The 19208-nt window shown below is 39.9% G+C and carries 27 protein-coding genes; 1 reads left to right on the top strand and 26 read right to left on the bottom strand.

Annotated elements, in window-relative coordinates:
* From LY28_RS17545 to LY28_RS17520, 5 genes are all read right to left on the bottom strand, one after another.
* On the bottom strand, positions 1-202 hold a 202-nt coding region (locus LY28_RS17545), incomplete at its 3' end, for a topoisomerase C-terminal repeat-containing protein (protein WP_340162555.1).
* Positions 203-499: 297 nt separating this feature from the next.
* Positions 500-754: a hypothetical protein gene (locus tag LY28_RS17540; protein WP_110463477.1), complete on the bottom strand. Its 255-nt coding sequence runs from the start codon at positions 752-754 to the stop codon at positions 500-502.
* A gap of 77 nt (positions 755-831) precedes the next feature.
* On the bottom strand, positions 832-1242 hold the full coding sequence (locus LY28_RS17535) for a single-stranded DNA-binding protein (protein ID WP_110463476.1): 411 nt from the start codon (positions 1240-1242) through the stop codon (positions 832-834).
* A gap of 131 nt (positions 1243-1373) precedes the next feature.
* Positions 1374-2171 carry a DNA adenine methylase gene (locus tag LY28_RS17530; protein WP_110463475.1) on the bottom strand — a complete coding sequence of 266 codons (798 nt, stop codon included), beginning with the start codon at positions 2169-2171 and terminating at the stop codon, positions 1374-1376.
* A gap of 421 nt (positions 2172-2592) precedes the next feature.
* A complete protein-coding gene (locus LY28_RS17520; protein WP_110463473.1) occupies positions 2593-2877 on the bottom strand; it encodes a hypothetical protein in 285 nt (94 codons plus the stop codon).
* Positions 2878-3411: 534 nt separating this feature from the next.
* Here LY28_RS17520 and LY28_RS17510 point away from each other — a divergent pair.
* Positions 3412-3981 (top strand): histidine phosphatase family protein, encoded by a 570-nt coding sequence (locus LY28_RS17510; protein WP_110463471.1) that lies wholly within the window; start codon positions 3412-3414, stop codon positions 3979-3981.
* Here the strand turns inward: LY28_RS17510 and LY28_RS17505 are convergent, their stop codons facing one another.
* The 21 genes from LY28_RS17505 to LY28_RS17415 form a co-directional block, all read right to left on the bottom strand.
* Complete coding sequence (locus LY28_RS17505) at positions 3982-4161, bottom strand: hypothetical protein (protein ID WP_110463470.1); 180 nt, start codon at positions 4159-4161, stop codon at positions 3982-3984. It abuts the gene before it with no gap.
* 54 nt (positions 4162-4215) lie between these two features.
* Entirely contained in the window at positions 4216-6552 is a 2337-nt protein-coding gene (locus tag LY28_RS17500; RefSeq protein WP_110463469.1) for a VirD4-like conjugal transfer protein, CD1115 family, read from the bottom strand.
* A gap of 26 nt (positions 6553-6578) precedes the next feature.
* Positions 6579-7790, bottom strand: a complete 1212-nt coding sequence (gene mobP3, locus LY28_RS17495; protein ID WP_110463468.1) for a MobP3 family relaxase — start codon at positions 7788-7790, stop codon at positions 6579-6581.
* 64 nt (positions 7791-7854) lie between these two features.
* A complete protein-coding gene (locus tag LY28_RS17490) occupies positions 7855-8058 on the bottom strand; it encodes a hypothetical protein (RefSeq protein ID WP_110463467.1) in 204 nt (67 codons plus the stop codon).
* Positions 8027-8728: a hypothetical protein gene (locus LY28_RS17485; protein WP_110463466.1), complete on the bottom strand. Its 702-nt coding sequence runs from the start codon at positions 8726-8728 to the stop codon at positions 8027-8029. The genes LY28_RS17490 and LY28_RS17485 overlap by 32 nt, the downstream gene beginning before the upstream one ends.
* Positions 8729-8816: 88 nt before the next feature.
* Positions 8817-9191, bottom strand: coding sequence for an ASCH domain-containing protein (locus LY28_RS17480; RefSeq protein WP_110463465.1), 375 nt, complete (start codon positions 9189-9191; stop codon positions 8817-8819).
* Positions 9192-9286: 95 nt separating this feature from the next.
* Positions 9287-9496: a hypothetical protein gene (locus LY28_RS17475; protein WP_110463464.1), complete on the bottom strand. Its 210-nt coding sequence runs from the start codon at positions 9494-9496 to the stop codon at positions 9287-9289.
* A gap of 25 nt (positions 9497-9521) precedes the next feature.
* Positions 9522-9974, bottom strand: coding sequence for a hypothetical protein (locus LY28_RS17470; RefSeq protein ID WP_110463463.1), 453 nt, complete (start codon positions 9972-9974; stop codon positions 9522-9524).
* Entirely contained in the window at positions 9955-10239 is a 285-nt protein-coding gene (locus tag LY28_RS17465; RefSeq protein ID WP_133250208.1) for a hypothetical protein, read from the bottom strand. Before LY28_RS17465 ends, LY28_RS17470 begins: the two co-directional genes overlap by 20 nt.
* A 44-nt stretch (positions 10240-10283) precedes the next feature.
* Positions 10284-10652, bottom strand: a complete 369-nt coding sequence (locus LY28_RS17460; RefSeq protein WP_110463461.1) for a hypothetical protein — start codon at positions 10650-10652, stop codon at positions 10284-10286.
* Between the two features lie 557 nt (positions 10653-11209).
* Complete coding sequence (locus tag LY28_RS17455; protein ID WP_110463460.1) at positions 11210-12640, bottom strand: DUF3991 domain-containing protein; 1431 nt, start codon at positions 12638-12640, stop codon at positions 11210-11212.
* Between the two features lie 18 nt (positions 12641-12658).
* A complete protein-coding gene (locus tag LY28_RS17450) occupies positions 12659-14512 on the bottom strand; it encodes a cell envelope integrity TolA family protein (protein ID WP_110463459.1) in 1854 nt (617 codons plus the stop codon).
* The gene (locus LY28_RS17445; protein ID WP_242981400.1) at positions 14499-15542 is read right to left on the bottom strand and encodes a ParB N-terminal domain-containing protein; all 1044 of its coding nucleotides are present in this window, start codon (positions 15540-15542) and stop codon (positions 14499-14501) included. The genes LY28_RS17450 and LY28_RS17445 overlap by 14 nt, the downstream gene beginning before the upstream one ends.
* Positions 15543-16322, bottom strand: coding sequence for a ParA family protein (locus LY28_RS17440; RefSeq protein ID WP_110463458.1), 780 nt, complete (start codon positions 16320-16322; stop codon positions 15543-15545).
* 40 nt (positions 16323-16362) lie between these two features.
* Entirely contained in the window at positions 16363-16527 is a 165-nt protein-coding gene (locus LY28_RS19255; RefSeq protein WP_165835620.1) for a hypothetical protein, read from the bottom strand.
* A gap of 94 nt (positions 16528-16621) precedes the next feature.
* Entirely contained in the window at positions 16622-17236 is a 615-nt protein-coding gene (locus LY28_RS17435; protein WP_110463457.1) for a hypothetical protein, read from the bottom strand.
* The gene (locus LY28_RS17430) at positions 17229-17417 is read right to left on the bottom strand and encodes a hypothetical protein (RefSeq protein WP_110463456.1); all 189 of its coding nucleotides are present in this window, start codon (positions 17415-17417) and stop codon (positions 17229-17231) included. The genes LY28_RS17435 and LY28_RS17430 overlap by 8 nt, the downstream gene beginning before the upstream one ends.
* Before the next feature lie 60 nt (positions 17418-17477).
* Positions 17478-17627 carry a hypothetical protein gene (locus LY28_RS19250; protein WP_165835619.1) on the bottom strand — a complete coding sequence of 50 codons (150 nt, stop codon included), beginning with the start codon at positions 17625-17627 and terminating at the stop codon, positions 17478-17480.
* A 37-nt stretch (positions 17628-17664) separates the two neighbouring features.
* Entirely contained in the window at positions 17665-17886 is a 222-nt protein-coding gene (locus LY28_RS17425) for a hypothetical protein (protein WP_110463455.1), read from the bottom strand.
* A 23-nt stretch (positions 17887-17909) separates the two neighbouring features.
* Positions 17910-18266 carry a hypothetical protein gene (locus LY28_RS17420; protein WP_110463454.1) on the bottom strand — a complete coding sequence of 119 codons (357 nt, stop codon included), beginning with the start codon at positions 18264-18266 and terminating at the stop codon, positions 17910-17912.
* 35 nt (positions 18267-18301) lie between these two features.
* Positions 18302-19084 (bottom strand): hypothetical protein, encoded by a 783-nt coding sequence (locus tag LY28_RS17415; protein ID WP_110463453.1) that lies wholly within the window; start codon positions 19082-19084, stop codon positions 18302-18304.
* Between the last annotated feature and the right edge of the window lie 124 nt (positions 19085-19208).

Here is a 19208-nt window from a genome sequence, read left to right as displayed (position 1 = left end):
CTTTAAAAGGCTTGTTCTTTTTTGATATGAATTTCAGTATTTCTGTCTGACCCTGCTCCATGAGCTGCTTTAAATGCACAGGTGACAACAGCTTCCCGGAGGTTACCTTCCAGACTGTCATACCGCACTCACAATACCATTTTTTATCATCCCCCTTCATCGGTTTCTTGCAGTTGATACATAAGATTTCTTCCAACAGCACATCACTCTCCGTTTCCTTTTGTTTTTGGATATCAAAAAAGCCATAATCCGGTTGGGACTATGGCTTAAAGGTTAACTGCGGTATTAATTTTTTGTTGTGTATTTCGATATATATAATAAAAGCTCCGTTTCCGGAGCTGTATCAAAATGTTATAGGAAAGAAAAAATGAAAAAAGACTATGCTTATATAATACTTGCCATATGTTAATATATATTGATGGTTAGGTTAATTTTATGTGAACATTTATATTTCATTGTTTCTTTAATATTTGTTTGTCGTCCTATTTTTATGCTTGTATTATTTTTTCAGCAGCAGTACATTTGCAGAGTGAGTAAGATAAACCTGACCATGTTCATCCGTTACTTGCATCTGGTCACCGTCAAAGTCCCTCCATTGCTTGATATTTACATCAATCTTTTCGTTTCCGATTACGATAATTGCCTTTTTAAAGGTATAATTCGTATCAATAATATCCTTATTGCATCCTGATAGAGCTGTTGATAAAGTAACAGTTAAAGCAAGCAGCACTGACCTTTCAGCTATTTTTTTCATGGTATGTACCTTCCTTCCGCAGCTTCAGCTGCACTAATTCTTTTCAAACAAAAACTGGGTGAAACTTCGCAGTCCTCTCAAAAAGGCAGATCATCCTCCTCATCCATAGGATAGAAGCCGTCATCACTATTACCACCTTGTGTATTTGCTTTTTGTGAGGCTTCGCCGGTGCGCTTGCTGTCGGCAAAATAGGTTTCTTCCGCCACCACCTCGGTAACATAGTGGCGTTTTCCCTCACTGTCATCCCAGGTTCTGGTCTGAATTTTGCCTATAACCGCCACCTGCTGCCCTTTTACAAAGTACTTTGAAGCAAACTCGGCGGTCTTGCCCCAGGCTATTATATTTATGAAGTCGGCCTGAGGCTGCCCCTCCTGTGTAAACCTCCTGTTTACCGCCAGTGTGAAGCTTGCCACAGCCGTATTGTTTTTGGTTGTGTACCTCAGTTCGGGATCTTTTGTAAGTCTCCCCATTAAAACTACTTTATTGATATGTCATTCCTCCCTTTCCTCTGCTGAATATAGTCAATTGACCTAAAAAATGATAATAAATACCGGACCGATATTTTATCACACAAAGGCTTTCAACCGTAATTGACTTTGCTAATCCTACTGTTTAGAAATCAGCTAAACAAATAAATCTGTTTAGCTGACGGTTCATAGTTCATCCATAAATTTTCTGTCCTTCTCAATCCTTTTTCTACTGTTGTATTTTTGGACACCTTGCTCCATTCCTTTAAACAGCTGTTGTACATGTCATTGTCATACCCTGACAATAGAACCTTTCCGGGATGCTTTTTCAAAAGGCAAATAAGCTCTTCATGTTCGCAATCCTTCATTTCATGCCTGTACAAATAATTTTTTCTTGTACCCTGCAAGTACGGAGGGTCTGCATAAATGAAGACATCCTCCGTATCATACCTTTTGATTAGTTCCACTGCCGGTAAGTTTTCAATTTGTGCCTGCAGCAATCTTTTGTTTGCAAGCTGTAATGTCTCCGGATATTCACGCCATGCTTTTGTAGTTGCCGGTGAACTTCCTTGCTGAGAGCTTCTGAAGCCGTTTTTATACAGATTGCTGCAGCCGAACCCCTGCCAGCACCTGACTGCGAATTTTCTCGCCCTTTCAGCATCGCTGTCTTTATCACTTATTTTATACGCAGCCTCGTATTCATCCCTTGCATAAGGAGTCAATCTGAGGGCGCTTATCAGTTCGTCCTTATTATCTCTTAGCACCCTGAAGTAATTAACCACATCAACATTAAGGTCATTTATTGTTTCTATTCTTGCAGGCTGCTTATTAAAAAATACTGCTCCGCTGCCGAAATACGGCTCCAAATACACCTCATGCTCGGGTATGTACTCTAAAATCCATGAAGCCAGTCTATTTTTGGCACCCGGATATTTCAAAACCACATTCATAATTTCACCCCTGTCTAAAGTCAATTAAATTTTACATTTATAATCCATGCTGAATTTTTGCTCAACTTACCAAAACACATAAAAAATACACCCTTTCAGGTGCAGATACAATTAGTTTTTTATATTCGGCTTTTTTCTTAATCTGTAGTAATAAACTGCAAAAGCTATGAAAAGTATGCCTGTTAAAGTATTAAATACTTTTAATACTGCCGGCTGTTCTGTCTGAGCATAGCAAAGGTTTATTATCCCGCCATACAGGTAAATTATTGAGTAATATTTTTTTTGAATGATATTAATCTTTTTATACAAATTCATATATATTCCCGTGATGAAAAGCAATATCAAGAATACTATATTACAAGAAATTAAAATAATCTTTATAACAGTCATCTCCGTTCATACAAACTTATTGTACCGCCTTTTATCTGTACTCCTTATCCATGTTTCTGTATTCAAAAGCATCCCAGACTTCATCGGGATGCTCAAGCCTTTTGAATGAAACACTCAGATTGCCGAAGCCATTGAATTTTACTTCATTAACAACAAGCTTATAGGTGTCATAAATATCAAAATCATTGGCTTCATCGGCTTCAGCTTCCTTGACCATATCCTGAATTTTTTCAGTTGTATTTCTGACAGTATAAACACCATCACTTATTGATATTATGTCGTACCCTATCTTTCTTAAAATATCAATTACATTCACAAATGCTTCCTCCCTTCTTTTCGTATAATGTATTTACGGTGTTTTTAACAAGGGCACCGTAGAAAAACTTGTTATCCTGTGGTGGATATGGGATAATGAGCGTAACAGACAGAGGGCGCAGTTGTCCTCCTTGAGGTTTGGCCTCGAACGAAAGAATTGCGCCTCTGTCCTTACGGTTAGATACGAATGAGTTGGATAGCATTTAGTGCTGCATATCTAACGAGGTTGTATTGCTGTAAGAATCAGAGGGTACTCTGTCTGTATATCTTGTACATGGGAGGGTTATCGTTGTTTTACTGTGGAATTGACATTGCCAAGCACAACCATGAAGCATCGGTCGTTGATGCAGAAGGAAAACCTTTGCTCGACTCTGTCTGAATACTACCAATCTCTAAAAGCCAGAGGAAAACATCACTTGACTGCTGTTGGTGCGATTGCACGGAAAATGTGTAACATCATCTTTACCATCCTCAGAGAGAACAGGCCATATGAAGCAACGCCACCCAAAAAGACTAAACCGGAAGGAGAATCATCATGACAAACATATATTTTGTCCGCCATGCCCAATCAGACTATACCGTTCACGATGATATGAAGCGCCCACTCACAAAGAAAGGGATGTGCGATCGTGCTTTAGTGTCTGAGTTCCTTGAATCCAAAGGTGTTTCCGTAGTTATTTCCAGTCCATACAAGCGTGCATATGACACGGTTGCAGAGTTTGCTCAACTAAACAACTTGGCTATCATCTGTATGGATAAATTTAAAGAGCGTCAAATTGCAGATATCTGGATAAATGATTTTGATGCATATTCAAGAGCACAATGGTCTGATTTTAGCTACAAGCTGTCTTCTGGTGAAAGCCTCGGTGATGTGCAGTCCAGAAATATTGAAGCATTATGTGAGGTCCTTGAGACTTATCCAAATGAAACTATCGTTGTGGGTACTCATGGGACTGCTTTGTCTACTATTGTGAACTACTTTGACAAGACATTCACCTATGAAAACTTTGCGGCTATCGTTGGCCTGATGCCGTGGATTGTTCACTTCCAGTTTGACGGAAATACTTGCGTTCACATTGATTCCATTAATCCTTTTGATTTGTAATTATTTGCTTTTTTCATATTGACTTTTTATAGCTGGTCTTTCCTCAGCTTTGCCGCCGCTCTTTTTGTTAAAATACATACATGTCTTTTGTCCTGCTTTGCAGGGAATATTCAGCTTCATGCACCGGTAATCTCCCTCGCTGTTTTCTTCAAACTCCATGCAGTTTCCGCAGTATCCCATTTCGCTCATCCTCTCTGTTTTTAATATAATGCTGTTTTAAGTTTGTTTACTATGCTAGTAGTAATCCTCATCCCTCCTTATGGTTCTCCTTATTGGAATAGGCATAGGCTGAGGCTGGGCTTGAGGCTCCTGCACTCCCTCGCATACCTCCTGCCAGTGCTTCCAGAATTCACTCCACAGCTCAATGTTTTCTGCACGCTGCTTTGTTATTCTCTCCGGCCTTTGCTTCTCCCGGTAGTCTCTGGCTTTTTCGTTGTGCGTTCTGCCTCCCAGCCCCAGCATTGTGTTGAAATGCCATTTCGACAAATCCGGCGAATACATTATTACCGGGTCCGCTCTTGAGGTTATCAGGCTGTACGGCCTTGTGATTCTTTGTATTTCCTCCGTCATTAACAGTGCTCTGCCTGTCAGGTTTACACTGGCTGTGGAGGATGCCGTCTGGTATTTGCTTGTCTGCGTTGACAGGGAGTAGGTTGATGTTGTGTACTGTCCCAGCTTTTCTGATATTTCTTTAAGTGTTCCATTCTCATCGCTCTGCAGGTAATCCCATATATGACAGTTTCCTTTTATGGTTTTTGCCACCTTTTCATCGTATTTGCTTTCAAGCTGTGCAAAGTCCTGTATGAACAGGTTAAATCTTATTCCCCTGCCCCCTCCAACCGTAAGCAGCGTGTCAAAATACGGTATGGGGGCGAAATTTCCGAATTCGTCAAGCACCAGGTTTACCCTTTTTTTCAGTCTTCCTCCTCTGGTGTCACTTTCATTTACCAGTTGTATATAATGCTGGAGTACAAGGATGGAGGCTATGCTGTAATAGGTCGGCCTGTCATCGGGCAAAACAAAAAACAGGGCTGTTTTTTCCCTGCCCAGCTCCTTGGGATTGTAGTCGCTTTTCATGGTCATTGCATTTAAATAGCTTGATGTAAACAGCTTTAAGGTTGTAAGCGCGGCTGTGTAAAAGCTTCCCCTCGTTCTCTCCGGCGCTATTTCCGATATTGCCACAAGGGGCTTCGCCGGATGCTTGTAGGGCAGCTGCTTCACGTATTCCACTATTGGCAGCTTTTTGTTGACAGGCTTGCACATTTCGGCTATGAAGTAGTATACATTTGTAAGTGTCTGGTATTTTCTCCTTTCTGCTTCCCTGTTGTCATATACCACCGCCATTATGGCACATGCTATTGTGGAGGCTTCGCCGTTTGTCCATATTTTTTCGCCCTTTGCCTCACCCACGAGTATTCCTACCAGATCCCAGACACATTCTGTTGCAAGGGGTATGTTGTCATCGTCTATTGCATCAATTACCGGCTGCAGCAGATTGTACCTGTCACTTTTCAAGGGGTTCTTGAAGTCAAGGACCACAACCTTGTAACCCAGCCTTTTCAGGAACTCTCCCGTGTACTGGTTCAGCTCTCCCTTCAGGTCTGATATTATCATGCTTTCGCCTGACAGACCTATCAGGCATATGCTCTGTATTACAAGGGTTCTGCTTTTCCCTGATCTAGTAGCCCCGAGGCACATAATGTGACCGTCCTCGCCGGAATAGTATATAAGCTCCTTGCCGCCCGGCAGCTTTTTCTTCCCCAGTACGATACCTCCCTCCTTCAGCTGTATATTACCAAGCAGCTTTTCTGTTTCTCCACCGGGCTGCCGCTTGTTTATTCTTCCGGTATTTTCAGCAGCACTGCCTGCTAAGCTTTTACCGGCTGTTTCATTTGTTATTTCGTTTTCGCCTGTTTCAAAATCCTCAAAGTCTTCAAACAAGCCGTCATCTATCAGGCTCAGCTCCTTTTCTATCCTCCGCTGCTCCTTTTTTCTCCATAGCTGAGGAAAAAGCACTTCAAGGAATATGTCAGAATATCTTCCTGATACAGCCTTTAGCTTTGGTATTAAAATACCGGTACGCTTCTTTTTTTGTACTCCGTCTCCGGTTATGACATGCTTTTTAAAGGTTGCCTTGTCAGCCTTTCCGGCTTCGATAAGCTTCCTGAAAAGAGGCTCCTTAGGATTTATTACTGCTGTCTGGAATACCCTCGCCTTATCCTTCTCCTTCATCCACCTTGCCGAGCCGTGCTGGTTCTGTCCCACTGCCGCAGGTGTGTATATATCAGGAGTTATTTTATTCAGCCTGCTTATGTAGCTCCTGCTGTAGCTAAGCAGCAATGCTGCTGATACAAAAAAGGAAAAGCCCAGAAGGCATAAAAAAAGCAGTCGGTGTTTTTCGACCGCCTCTATGCTTTTGATGCATTCTCCTATCGGATAATACCTCGGTGCCCTGTCCTTTCCAATCAGAATATTGTGTAATGCCGTTGAAGCAAAAACACTGAATGCTGAAAATGCAATAAACACTGTTATTACAGTGGCATACTGCAATCTTATTTTCCGGTTATGCATTAACTTGATACACCTCCATATTAATTTTAAATTTCCCAGCCTGTTGACTCAAGCTCCTTTGCCTTTTCCTTTCTGGCCTGCTTTGACAGCTCATTTCCTATAACTCCCTTCCTTGAAATATAGTCCCTCCTGTTCTGCTTTGTAAGCCTTGTCAGCGCCGCAAATATTTCTGTCACCATCCCTTCGGTCTGCTGTATCCTCAGCTGCCTTTCAAATTCTTCACCTTTCATGCCCCACTCCATTTTATTGAATTTTTTCATGAGCTGCAGCAGCTTGTTGGCAATCAATTTCTCTGCCTCCTTTTCATATTTGTCTCCAAGCGCATCAAGCTCTATTTCATCAGACCTGTACATTTTTGCCGTATCAAGTCTGGATTCAACATAATTCCTGATTACCTCCTGCAAATCCTCATTTGCATCCACCAGCTCACGCACCAGGGAAATAAGGTCACCCTTCAGCTCAGGCTTCAGGTACTCAAACTTAAGTGAGCCCTTAGGAATTTGCTGTCTTAAATCAAACAGCCTTTTAGCCAGATACTCACACATATTTCCGTCAGGCTTATCATAGATGTCAAAATCCGCACCCGAAAGCTTGTCATACTCACAGGAGGATAATCCGTCTAAATATGCCTCAAATTCCCGTATCTTGTCACTTGTAACCTCCTTCATCCTTATTTCAGCCTGCTGCCATTCCTCGTAGAATTCCTGAAGCTCCTCATCAAAAATATTTTTTATAAGCTTCTCACGAATACCGGCCGGTACTTTGGGACTTACCCAGTTTTTTTCAATCTCCTGCTTGTCATCCCAGAAGGCAATATGTACATGCGGGTGATTGGGAGTGTCGTGGGCAGCTGCCACCCATTTGAAGTCAGACATTTTAATATTGTTTTCTTTAGCTATAACAGCAATATTTTGTCTTACAAGCTCCTCCCAGGCTTCTTTTGTAACAGGCTTACCCAGCTTGACGGCTGCGTTCTCGGGAGAAAAGGAAATAACGGCTCTGAAAATATTTTTCTTCTCAAGGGATCTCTGCCTGACAAGCTCCATTACATCCTTCACCCTGCAATCTATTTTAAGGGTATCTGCATCATAAATATTTCCGAAAAGCCCGTGCCGCTCTCCTTCATTTTTAATAACACCGGGGCGTGTGCCTATGTACCTGATGTGCTCTGCGTTTTTTATCGGAGTGCTTATATAATTGACAGGCTTGAAGCGCTGCTTGTAGATGAGTGCTGACATGGGATGGCCTCCTTAAATGGTTTTGGGGTATAAAAATCTTAACATTATAGTATATTATTTGAATTTATTTACCCTTATTAATTCCAAAAGCTCTTCCTTCTCCTAAAGTTCCAATCGGCATATTATACTTTTGGTCACCCTTTATATACTCTATAATTATCACCGGAGAATCTGTCTCAACTCTTCCTATATAAATTCCATCCGGAATATTGTCGGCATTCTTACAAAACTCACTCTTATGCTTCACTTCCTTTTTTACAGGTTTCAATCCCACTCTCCAAAAATTCCTCAATAGCTTTCAACACATTATCCTTAATACGCTTTTGCAGGAAGTAATCATGATACAGCAAGGAATGCAGATCATTACAAGCTCTTTGATATAAGCCATCTGATAATGCCTGTCTTATTTGAATTAAATATATCAAGTAAGAATAATGCCCCATTTCATTTCTGTAGCAATATCTTTTATCCTGTTTGCATTTCATATATTCATAATAAAATGTGATAATAGCTTTTTTAGCCTCTGTATTTTCCTGTTCTGAACAATCATTAAGCCAGCTGTCATGTCCTCGTAATATTCCGCTCAGGAGCCTATATTTTTTTGAATAATACCCAATTGATTTATCTATTTTATTAGGTTTATATTTTAAATCCGCTATAATGGATTTTACATCTTGCTTGATTTTATTCCATTTTGATACCCATTTGAGCTTTTCAGAACTTTTAATCTTAAAATCCTCTTTGTCTTTGATACTCAGTGGATTAATACGGCCGCAGTGCTGCTTTAATGGCAGGTCACTGAAATCAAACTCTTCCGGTTTTATCATTACCTTCCTGTATCCTTCATAGAGTTCGTTACTTTTCAGTTCTCCCGCCTTAGTCATATATCCTACACTTTGTCCAAAAATGCCGTTATCGGTTTTGTTTTCCTCTTTCATATCATCTGCCTCCTATTTTTTCAAAATAAAAAACATGCAATCTGTTTGATCACATGCTTTGATTTAATATGCTAATTCTGTTTTCAGTTTATCCGTTTATATATACAAACGACTGAGGAGCAGCCTTTATTCCATAGTATGATAGTCTCTTCGGGCTTTCATATTTAACAATATCCTTTAATTTATATGCTATAGCTTTTTCTCTTCCGTTATAATATTTTTTAAAAAAGCTTTCGTTTATTCCTGAACTTTTACTTGTTTTCTTCCACACTTCGGCCGGACTTCCTTCCAATACTTCCTCAACAACTGCTTCACCCACTACTTTCATTACGGGAGCTGTTGAGTATATTATTATTTTATCAATACTCTCCTTACATTTTTTCTTACGGAATTCATATTTCTTTGTCCCATTAAAAATGCTTTCAACATGCTCTGGATTAATTGATAATAATATTTTACTCATTTTTTACCATCCTTTTAAATGCTTCATTGGAGTTTTATTAACAATTATATTCAATTTAATTAATCGCATCAACCTTTTCTTTAACCTTATAATCGTTACTTAGCATCATTCTCTATTCTGAAATTCTTTCCCTGTCCAGGTGTTCCAAGTGAAATTGAATTAAAATCACCAACCCTAACACTGCAATCAATGAATGTTGCATAAGTATCACCGGCAGACTCAGTTCCCAAATAATATCCCTTGGAAGTATCATCAAATTCCGTATTAAATAAGCTTTCAATTCCTATAGCTTTATTATTTTTCATTTTGTTATTTTCCCCTTTAAGTTTTTTATTTTAATCTTTCACTGTCACTTAATACTCCGCTTGCGTTATTTAAGTATGAATCCAATTCCATATCCTTCTTCTTCATATACTCAACCCCAAGTCTCAAGCTTTTATTTACCATCTCGAAATATGCCTGTTCATCTTCATCGGTGACAAGCTGTATTAATTTCAGGTTGGAGTACATCGTTCCGGCTGAAGCCTTGCCTATTTTCATCAGCAGCTTTACTATTCTGTTTACCTGTGGCTCCAGTACCTCCTTAAGCTCCCTGTGAATGATTTCTGTTATAAAGTCTATGTCGTTTTTGTAGCCGTCCACCGCCAAGCCCTTTTCAACGAATTCTCTTACTATGTCCGAAACTGTCAGTCCCCTTATTGCCGCAAGCTTCTCCATTTCCTCTATGCTCCTTGCTTTAAATCTGATTGACCTTTTGTGTTCATCAGGATTGCTTTTTTTCATGGTTTCGTTCATCCCCTTCAGCATCTATTACTATCTTAAATACCGTTGCAATTATTGTCATTACAGGCACAGTTAAAAATGAAAGAATCCGTGTAAATATCATTACTTTACTATAGTCAATATTAAATAAACTTATATCTTGCAGATTATGATTTCTAGCAACAGTTGCTTGAAATGCCATAAAAAGTGAAAAAAGTATTGCTAATCCAGCAAATAATAATTCAAATATAATCCACTCCATAATTTTTTTCATAACTTTTTTCATATTAAATTTTATCCTTCCTGCAGTCATTCTGCATATTGGACTAATCAAGTTTCCATTGCTGCAATGCAAAAAGGTTTATCGTTGGCAGAATAGTTGTGAAATTCAAGAGCCTTTATGAAAGGAACTTTTATAAACCATTCACAGTTAATTTTTTTCGTTGTTCCAAACCCTTCCTTACGCCCATCCTTAACAATCTGCTCAGAAATTCCCAATCTCTCCAGCTCAGAAATTTCATCAGTATTTTCATAAGGAATATACATTCCCTCTTTATCAAGATCACATTCCTTAATATCTTCAATTGTATATGTATCCTCCGGATCTGCTCCCATTTCTCTTAGATAGAGTTCCAAGGTTTCTTCTGGAGATAGGTTACTTGCCCACCATTCATAATCACTCATTTTATATACTTTCATATGCTCCCCGCTCTCTTGCAGCTCTCAACTGCATATCATAATTATTTTACGCACTAAAAAACCCGCATTTCTGAACTGCGGTAATTTATTATTAAGAAAATACTTTTCTATTGGATTTTTATGATATTCATAAATTGTATTTTTATTTCAAATCCTTACATCCCTATATATGCCTGCCTTCCAGCCTCCTGCCACCCGATTGCCACCCCAATTATAATATGTCACCCGTTGCCAACTTCGTTGGCAAGCTGTATTCCGTCGGGTGCGTCACCCGACTATTCCTGCCGTACATAGTACGGCAAAAAACAGCTACGTTTTTTGTATATTCTTTGGACAAATCAGCTGCATACGCACCTGCTTTTTGTACGGAAAGTTCGAAATGCGATACTGAAAAAAGAATTTTTTTGATAATATTACAGCTTGTATCATGTTCTCCAACTTGCCGCCTCCATTCTTTATCGGTTTACAGGCTCAAAGGCTCTTAATTGTACCAGAGCCTTCTGCCTGCATTTCTGATAAACCTGTTATTTTTTATTCAGTATCTCAACCTTTTATTATTACTGAACCATCTCTTCATCATCTGTTTCATTTATTAAATGATCAAAATCCCCCTCGTAATTTTTATATATTTTTACATTACCGCAATTCTTTCCAATTTCTATATTCATAGTGTTATTACTGAATACTGCCTGATTTTCTGATTTATTCCTGGGGCTATTCGCGGAATCTTCAGCCTTAAGGGATGATACTTTCATCTCTTGAGTCTCTTGAGTATTATTTACATGATAATTTTGAATATGGATTTGGAAAGGCGACGATAATTTCTCTGGCTCCTGTTTTTCATCTTTCAGAGGCTTATTCATCTTTTCCATTTCTTTATCCTCCTTCTCCATTGCCTTAAAACCCTCTATCTGTTCCATTATTTTCTCATGCCGCTGTTTTGACTTCTCCATTGCCTTAAAAATTTCTACCTGTTCCATCTCTCCCTCATGACGCTGTCTTTCCCTTTCCGCTGCCTTCTCTTTTTCAACGCATTCAATAAATTGAATATTCAGCAGCTCATCGTTCCAGTCCTTTGCATACGGCTTTTCGATTTCTGTTGTATAGCCCAGCTGCCTGTACTTATCTGCAAATTTTTCCGCTGCCTGCTGTCCCCAGTTTGGAGCAGGACTTCCGTCCGGTAACTTTGCTCCATAATCATCATCCAGTGCAAAGGTTATTTTTTTTATTTGAGGATGCATTTCAAGGTACTTTTTTAGCGGGTTGTCCGAAAGACCTCCAAGTGCTATCCTGTGCTTATTTTTCCAAACCCCGCCGAAATGTTTTTCAAGGCAGGCATGGCTTATTGCATCTATTGCCGCCTCACATACAGTCAGGCTGTCTCCCCTTCCTTCCATTGCAAAGCAGTAGTTTTTGTTGCTGCCGGCAACCTCACCCTTAAAGGGCAATCCGCTGACTGTTCCCCTCTGGAAGGCCTGTCTCGGTACTCCCTTTTCATCATATCCCACAAATACCACGTTATGATGGGGAGAGCTTTCATATATTTTCTTTTTGTTTACAAGGTCTGTTACAATATCCTTATCCAGTCCCCGGGTTTTTGTAAGGTATGCAAATAACCTCCTGTAGGAGGACGGTTCCTTCGCCGGCAGCTTGAATTCGGCTGGCTTTGCCTCAAGAGGCTTCTTCCACCTTTGAGTATTATTTGTCAGGTGCTGTGCTTGCTGTGTTTCTCCGTCTCCAACCAAAGATTTCATTGCCTCAACCCAATCCTTTTTTTCTATCAGCATCAGAAATTGAATCGGACCGCCTCCACGTTCCTGCGCCCAGCAATAAAACGAATTTTTCTGGTCGTTTATATAAAGGCCTCCATGCTCTTTTATGTGATAATTGCTTCCTCGTCTCTCCGGCTGATATCCTAACTGCTTTGCCAGCTCAAGCAAGCTGACTTGATTTGCCTGTGATATCTGTTCATCCGTAAATTTTTTCATCCCGTATCGCCTCCAATCCTAATAATTTGCACCTAAATCTCCGTTTTCTCCGTGCACCTCATCCTCTGCATATTCTTCCGTACTGTTCTGCTGCAGGGTAGCAGAGTATCCGTCAAATCCCGCATGCCTGCATATTTCATTAAGGAAGCCCTTGCTTTCGTCCGGCAGCTCATATTCCGGATTGGATTTTTGAATAAGCTCTATACGGTCTGTCAGCGTTTTTATGTCTGCGCCGAAGTTTATCAGTATCTTTGCTGTTTCAGGCTTGTTTGTTTCAAAGCAGGTATATAATGCTTCCCCGCCGTTCTCATTTATATTTGCATTCATGCTTGCAAGGGTATGCAGTGCATCCGCATCCTTTCTCTGGGCTGCAAAATAGTACAGTGAAGGAGCATGCTCGTCTATATTTTTGCACTGCTGCAGACAGGAATTGAAAAGGTCATATTTTCCGGCACGCAGCATTTCCTTGAATATAACGGTGTCGTCAAAGGCCTTTATGCTTGATATCTGTATGAACTTTTCTGCTTCGTTATCGGGCAGGGTATTGAGGGCATGGCTCAGGAAGCCTCTGATTGTATTGAACTGGGCTTCTCCGTGCAGGTTTGCATCGGAATATTTGTATATTGCCAGCGCCGATTCTACATTGTTGTCTATTGCGGTAACAAATGCATTTTGAAGTGTCCTGATTGATACCGGCACCTTTTCTTTATTCAGTATATGGTTTATTATGCTTGTGCTCTGGATGCTTTTCCCCTGAGCCGCCTCACTCAGTATGTCATGGCAGTATTTTATTTTCTGCTCCAGCCCTGCATACCTTTCTGCAAACAACTCATAGTTTTCATTATTGATAGCGGAATATATCAATTCCAGCTTATCCGATACTATTTTCTCGGAGTCTATTATACTGTCAAGCTTTTTGTTCAGGGCATGCAGCATTTTGCCCAGTACGTCTCCCAGCAGCCTGAACATTGAGCTCTTAGGCTCATATCTGTTCTGGTTTTCTTCAAGCAGGTTTATTACAACCTCAGCCTGGGCAGGTGTGAAGTTTACGTTTATCAGCTGGTTTTTTAAATCGCTGTTTTCAGTACCGGATGTATTTGCGGTATTGACTGTTTCAGAAGTACCGGCAGTCTGAGCAGTTTGTGCACTCTCACTGCCGGCCTTTTTATTTGAATACTCTACTATTTTTTTATCCGCAAGCACCTTATTATCCGCTTGTATTTTTATTGTTTGTGTTTTTGCTGTTTCTATATTAGCTGCCTGTGTGCTGCTTTTCTTATCGGCTTCCTGTTCCTGAAGCTTCTTGTATTCCTCCGCCACCTCGGAATCCGACAGCGCCTGCTGTATTGATTTTGCTATTTCCTGCGGGCTTCTGTTATCAGTGGATATTACCGCATTCTCTTTGCCGGGCTCCGCAGCTTTTTGCTGTTCTGATGCTTTTTGTGCCTGCTGCTCATTTTCAAGGTTGGTTTGGATATTCAGGTTTTCCTCCATATCCATATAGAAGCTGCCCAGCATTACTTTCAAGGCTTTAGTAGCCTTTTCAAAGGCCTCCGACATTTTGCCCTTTTCTATCTTGTACTGGGCAATGCACATCCTGCCTTTAATCTGGGATTCCTCGCCTTCCTCGGAGCTCAGGCTGATGAAGGCCCTTACCTCACCGTTGCCGACTGAAAGTGTTCCCGATATTTTTCTTTCTCCCGGAAATGCATTTTTTCTTAATACTTTGTATGGGTCAGATAAAAAATAAGAATCAGGTTTAATTCCCTGATTCTTTAGTCTTTCCTCCAGCTCATCGGCTACCTCCTGTATTGATTTTGGTATTCCTTCCTCTCCCTTGCCTCCCGGCTTGTACAAATTAATTTTCTTCACGTCCTTCTTCCTCCTCCTTATTTTCTTTTTCAGTTTCCTCTGCCTGACGTTTTCGTCTTTCAAAGTATTCTTCCAGAGCCGCTTCAATTGTTGCTGTTATTTCGTTTTGTGTTGTATATGCGTTGAAGAATCTTGAAATCAGCTTTGGCTTTACTGTTACTGCTGTTAGCTTGGCCTTTTTTCTTTTCTCAAAAAATTCCCCGGATGCTATTGCCAATATATCATCCTCTGTCAGTTTTCCGCTCCTTTCCTTTAATGTATCTGCTCTTTTCATGTCTATCCTGTAATCGTTCCGGGACAGGATATCGAAAAGAACAGCTTGCTCCTGATTTGTCAAGTATGACAGGCTTACTGCCGGAACCAGCTTTATGCTTCCTTCATCTACCATGTTTAATAACTCTTCCGTAAGGTGATTGAGGCGAATGTATTGTCTTACACTTTCATGACTCATTTTATTTTTTTTAGCTACTGAATCTCTGCTTTTACCAAGGTGCAATACTTTTGCACCCTCACTACAACTCTTACTCCCATCTGCGTTTGAGTCACTTTCAATTGCATTTATATACTCCTGCTTCTGCTTTGCTTCCTTGCAGGCCTCCAGCTGCATTTTTAAGCTTTTGGCAAGCTCGCTGGGGAGCATTTCTTCGGTGGAACGCTGTAAAAAGTTTGAGTCGGTTACTATGATTTTTGCCTGGGCATCCGATATGTTTTCCTTTATCTCAGCCGGTATTTTTATAAGCCCGGCAAGCCTTGCAGCATTAATGCGGTTATGACCGGCAAGGGTTTCATAGGTTCCGTCCTCTTTTTTCCTGACTACTATCGGTGTCATTACTCCGTTTTCCTGTATTGACTCAACCATTCGTTTGAGCTTCTCACCGTCATACAGTCTGAAAGGATGATTTTCAAACGGAACTATTAAATCAATATCCAGCTCGGAGGATGCCTTGTTCTGTGCATCGGCTTTTATCCCGAACATTTCCGCAAAGGAGTTGTTGGCTGTAGTATTATTCTTTGAAAAGTCTATTTTCAATTAAACCAGACTCCTTTCAATCAGCTCCTTTGTAACGTTTATGTATTCGGCTCCCAACACGCTGTTTATGTTTGAAACAAGACTTTTGCGCTCGTATGTACTGTTTGTCGCCTCCACTCTTCTGTGTATTCTGGTTACAAACAGCGTTCTGCCGTACTTGTCCTTGAGAGCCTTTTCAACGGCCTTTGACATGTTTGTGTTGTCAAGCATTGTCAACAGCACCCCTTCTATTTTAAGATTCGGATTTACATTGACCTTAACCAGCTCATAGACCTGTTCCAGCTGCACCAGCCCATCCAATGCAAATTTCTGCGCCTGCACTGGAATTATAAGGCTGTCTGCCGCCGTAATCGCATTTGTAAGCAGTATACCCAGACTGGGGAGACAATCTATAAGAATGTAATGATAGTTATTTAATATTTCTTTTTTCAGTATCCTTTTCAAAACATATTCCCGGCACATTGCATTGGACAGAAACAAGTCCGCGCTGGCAAGGCTTATGTTTGACGGAATATAGTCAACTCCTTCAGCATTGTGCAGTATGCTTGCTTTAAGCAGCTCATCCGTCAGATTGTTTCCGGCTGCTGCTACCATCAGGTCACTTATATTGGTTCTGCTGTCGTATTCATAACCCAGATACTCACTTAGGTTTGCCTGCGGGTCAAGGTCAACCGCCAGCACCCTTTTTCCTTCTTTAACCAGTCCCACTGCCAAATTTACAGCTGTTGTTGTTTTTCCCACTCCGCCCTTCTGGTTTGCTATTGCTATTATTTTGCTCATTTTGTTTTCCTCCTCATAATTGTTATAGGGTTAATTTTAATCAACAAGTTTTGCCGTACCATATTCCGTATTGCTTTTCCTGCCGGCAGAAATTATATTCTTCATCTCTATCCTGCCTGCTGCTATTCTTCCTTGCTTTTTCAGCCTTTTTCTTCTGCAGCCTGAATAATTTTATGAATTCGGCCTTGGTCAATTTTCTCTCCATCAATTTTCCTCCTGATTTTTCCCAAAATAAAAAAGCAGGCCTTTTAATTTTGGTCTGCTTTTCATTAACTCGGTTATTTAATTTTAATGTACCTTTACTTATCTAATTCTTTAATTTTATCTTTGAGAGCTTTATAATTTATAATTTCCTTTGTTGCAACAGATTCGATTTCAATAGACTCATCTGTAGAATCTGATGTCAATACCGATGTGAATTTTTCTGTACTATTTTTCAAATCACTGCTTTTCTGTTTAACTTTGTTAAAGCCTTGGTTATAACTTACTAATCTATAACTCCCATTCTCATTACTTTTATCTAAAAACAATACATACTCTGCCCCATTTTCAATTTTGTTATCTTTACTACCAATTAATCCAATTTCAAATTCATTATTAACAACGCCTTTAAGATTTTCAACTAATTTCATTTTATATGCCGTTACAGGTGATGTGATTGTAAATTCTTTTCCATCAGCTCCTGTTGTCATAGCAGTTTTATTTTCTGTTTTTGGTTCTCCTTCGAACACACACCTAACTATAATGTCAGAATCTTCTATCAGTTCAGCCTGACTTGCTTTACTTTCGTTAAAAGCTACCTCCAAAGATTTTTCTGTGTTTGCCTTATTATTTATATATGCTATACAAAATAAGACTGCTGCTACAACTGCCGATATAACTAGCAAATATAATAATTTCCGGTTCTTATGCATAAACCTTCCTCCCATCCGGATATTCCAAATAAGGAGCTTTCTTTTCATAATCATATTTTGCAATTGGATGGCCTTTTATCTTCTTTATCTCATTTTCTATTCGGACTGCTTCTTCAAAACGTTTTGTCAGCTCATCGTCAGAAAGTCCGCATGTAGAATCCAATTCGTTTTCTTCTTCCATGATTGCCACTCTCCTCATATTTAGTATACAAAAAATCCCAAAAATATACAACCGATTTTCCTATTTATATTTCCATAGCCTCGTTTTCTTCATCCCCAATATCGGCTTCAGCAGCATTGCATTCATCAGCACATACCTTTTCTTCCATTCCTGTTCGCTGCTTGTAATTTGCTCTATGGTGTCATCGAATATTGTTTTGAAATTTAGCATAAATGTATTCCTTTCTTAATCTGTACGCTCTTGCCTTTTATATTTCCATTTCCTCAACCTCTTCCTGCTGCATTCCTATGCTATTCTCATTTAATTTATTTCTATCCAGCATTTCATCCATTCCTATTGCAAAAGCAACCTTGATTACATCGTTCACCTTCCAAGGCTGATCATCTTCATCAAGGTTTTTGTTTCTATACTCTAAATACTTTCCGATATTCTTTTCATCCTCATCTGATAACCAAATTTTACGTTCCATAAAGAACACTTCCTTTCATCGTTCTACACCTCAAACTCCTCGTCCTCATCCCCCGATCTGTCAGCTTGCCTGTCTTCAAAATATGCATTCTGTACCTTCCTGAAATCCTTGGTGCTAATATACCCCCTGTATACAAAAGGGTCGAATTCATCCTCCCCTCCGTCACACATTTTCTCACACCAGAGAATGCCGGCAGGAACATTATCTGGTCTCGGACATCTTGCGCTGCTGTCTATTACTTCATCCGCTTGTCGAAGCAGCTGGATAACAGTATCATAGTCAAAATAAAAACCCTTATTCTCATCAGAATAAAGGTCATTTACTGCTGCAATTCTATTTAAAATATTCCGGATTTCTGAAATCTTATCCTTGTCCTGCATGATGCACCTCTCTTTCCGGCCCAATCGCTTTAAGTTTACTGGGCAAAATTCTCCTGAACCTCCTCGCCCATCCATTCCTCTGGCTCTGCATTTTTATCGTCAATCTCACAATACCTTTCATTTTCCTTAAATACCGGATTCCTTCCGTAAATTTTATTTTCAATATCAGGAATCACATTGCTTATCTTTCTCTTTACGCTATTCAATATCTTTTCAGCTTCATTTGTATTGTCAATGCCTTCAAGCTTAACCAGTCCGTCATATAATGCAATTAGCTCCGTTTCACTGAAAAGCTTATCTTCATTAATCAAGCCGGAACGCTTCGCAAAATCTTCCTTTGCAGCTGCATAATTTTCACTGAAATAATGCCCGGTTTGAACTCCGTCATCAAAGCTGTCTCTCGCCCATGTAACATACTGGATACTGTCAACCTTCTGCATCGCTGGATTCAAACCGGAGGCTCTGCATGCGGCAAGTATTACATTATTGTATTCCGACAGCAGCCTGTAGTTTTCCAGCTTATTTACCTTCAAGGCAGGCGCATTAATATAATTTCCCTCCTGCTCCTGCAGGTTAACTATTAACGCTAATATCCTTTCAACCTCTGACCTGTCATGCCTGTTGCTGTATGAAATAGTATTAGTACTGCAATTGATATCGCACACATCCTTCCCATCTCTAATTACACATATTTTTTCAGTATCCCAGTTGTTTTCCCTGCCGCTTGTATTTACAGCAATGGCACTGTAACCTCCGGCTTTTAATTCATTGATGATTCTTGCTGATACCGACTGCGAAATGGCTTCTGAATTTTTCATTTCCTACTTCTGCCTCCTTTTTGTGATAATAAAATAGGCTGCTGAAATACTTCTTCAACAGCCTATTTTATTATTTTATATTTAATTTTTATTTTCTGGCACAAAAATCTGCTAAGAAAACCAA

This window comes from Ruminiclostridium sufflavum DSM 19573, from assembly GCF_003208175.1.
Classification (GTDB): domain Bacteria; phylum Bacillota; class Clostridia; order Acetivibrionales; family DSM-1351; genus Ruminiclostridium; species Ruminiclostridium sufflavum.
Note: the sequence above shows the minus strand (reverse complement) of the source record. Positions and strands in the feature narration are given on the sequence as shown.

What these genes read in the sequence shown, in the direction of transcription:
- LY28_RS19255 (WP_165835620.1), bottom strand. Translation starts at nt 16,527, where the DNA reads ATGGAGAGAAAATTGACCAAGGCCGAATTCATAAAATTATTCAGGCTG.
- LY28_RS17430 (WP_110463456.1), bottom strand. Translation starts at nt 17,417, where the DNA reads ATGGAAGAAGAAAACGAATTGGATTCTACATGCGGACTTTCTGACGAT.
- LY28_RS17415 (WP_110463453.1), bottom strand. Translation starts at nt 19,084, where the DNA reads ATGAAAAATTCAGAAGCCATTTCGCAGTCGGTATCAGCAAGAATCATC.
- LY28_RS17530 (WP_110463475.1), bottom strand. Translation starts at nt 2,171, where the DNA reads ATGAATGTGGTTTTGAAATATCCGGGTGCCAAAAATAGACTGGCTTCA.
- LY28_RS17440 (WP_110463458.1), bottom strand. Translation starts at nt 16,322, where the DNA reads ATGAGCAAAATAATAGCAATAGCAAACCAGAAGGGCGGAGTGGGAAAA.
- LY28_RS17485 (WP_110463466.1), bottom strand. Translation starts at nt 8,728, where the DNA reads ATGAAAGAGGAAAACAAAACCGATAACGGCATTTTTGGACAAAGTGTA.
- mobP3 (WP_110463468.1), bottom strand. Translation starts at nt 7,790, where the DNA reads ATGTCAGCACTCATCTACAAGCAGCGCTTCAAGCCTGTCAATTATATA.
- LY28_RS19250 (WP_165835619.1), bottom strand. Translation starts at nt 17,627, where the DNA reads ATGCTAAATTTCAAAACAATATTCGATGACACCATAGAGCAAATTACA.
- LY28_RS17510 (WP_110463471.1), top strand. Translation starts at nt 3,412, where the DNA reads ATGACAAACATATATTTTGTCCGCCATGCCCAATCAGACTATACCGTT.
- LY28_RS17435 (WP_110463457.1), bottom strand. Translation starts at nt 17,236, where the DNA reads ATGCATAAGAACCGGAAATTATTATATTTGCTAGTTATATCGGCAGTT.
- LY28_RS17455 (WP_110463460.1), bottom strand. Translation starts at nt 12,640, where the DNA reads ATGAAAAAATTTACGGATGAACAGATATCACAGGCAAATCAAGTCAGC.
- LY28_RS17475 (WP_110463464.1), bottom strand. Translation starts at nt 9,496, where the DNA reads ATGAAAAATAATAAAGCTATAGGAATTGAAAGCTTATTTAATACGGAA.
- LY28_RS17425 (WP_110463455.1), bottom strand. Translation starts at nt 17,886, where the DNA reads ATGGAACGTAAAATTTGGTTATCAGATGAGGATGAAAAGAATATCGGA.
- LY28_RS17460 (WP_110463461.1), bottom strand. Translation starts at nt 10,652, where the DNA reads ATGAAAGTATATAAAATGAGTGATTATGAATGGTGGGCAAGTAACCTA.
- LY28_RS17480 (WP_110463465.1), bottom strand. Translation starts at nt 9,191, where the DNA reads ATGAGTAAAATATTATTATCAATTAATCCAGAGCATGTTGAAAGCATT.
- LY28_RS17500 (WP_110463469.1), bottom strand. Translation starts at nt 6,552, where the DNA reads ATGCATAACCGGAAAATAAGATTGCAGTATGCCACTGTAATAACAGTG.
- LY28_RS17420 (WP_110463454.1), bottom strand. Translation starts at nt 18,266, where the DNA reads ATGCAGGACAAGGATAAGATTTCAGAAATCCGGAATATTTTAAATAGA.
- LY28_RS17470 (WP_110463463.1), bottom strand. Translation starts at nt 9,974, where the DNA reads ATGAAAAAAAGCAATCCTGATGAACACAAAAGGTCAATCAGATTTAAA.
- LY28_RS17505 (WP_110463470.1), bottom strand. Translation starts at nt 4,161, where the DNA reads ATGGGATACTGCGGAAACTGCATGGAGTTTGAAGAAAACAGCGAGGGA.
- LY28_RS17540 (WP_110463477.1), bottom strand. Translation starts at nt 754, where the DNA reads ATGAAAAAAATAGCTGAAAGGTCAGTGCTGCTTGCTTTAACTGTTACT.
- LY28_RS17465 (WP_133250208.1), bottom strand. Translation starts at nt 10,239, where the DNA reads ATGAAAAAAGTTATGAAAAAAATTATGGAGTGGATTATATTTGAATTA.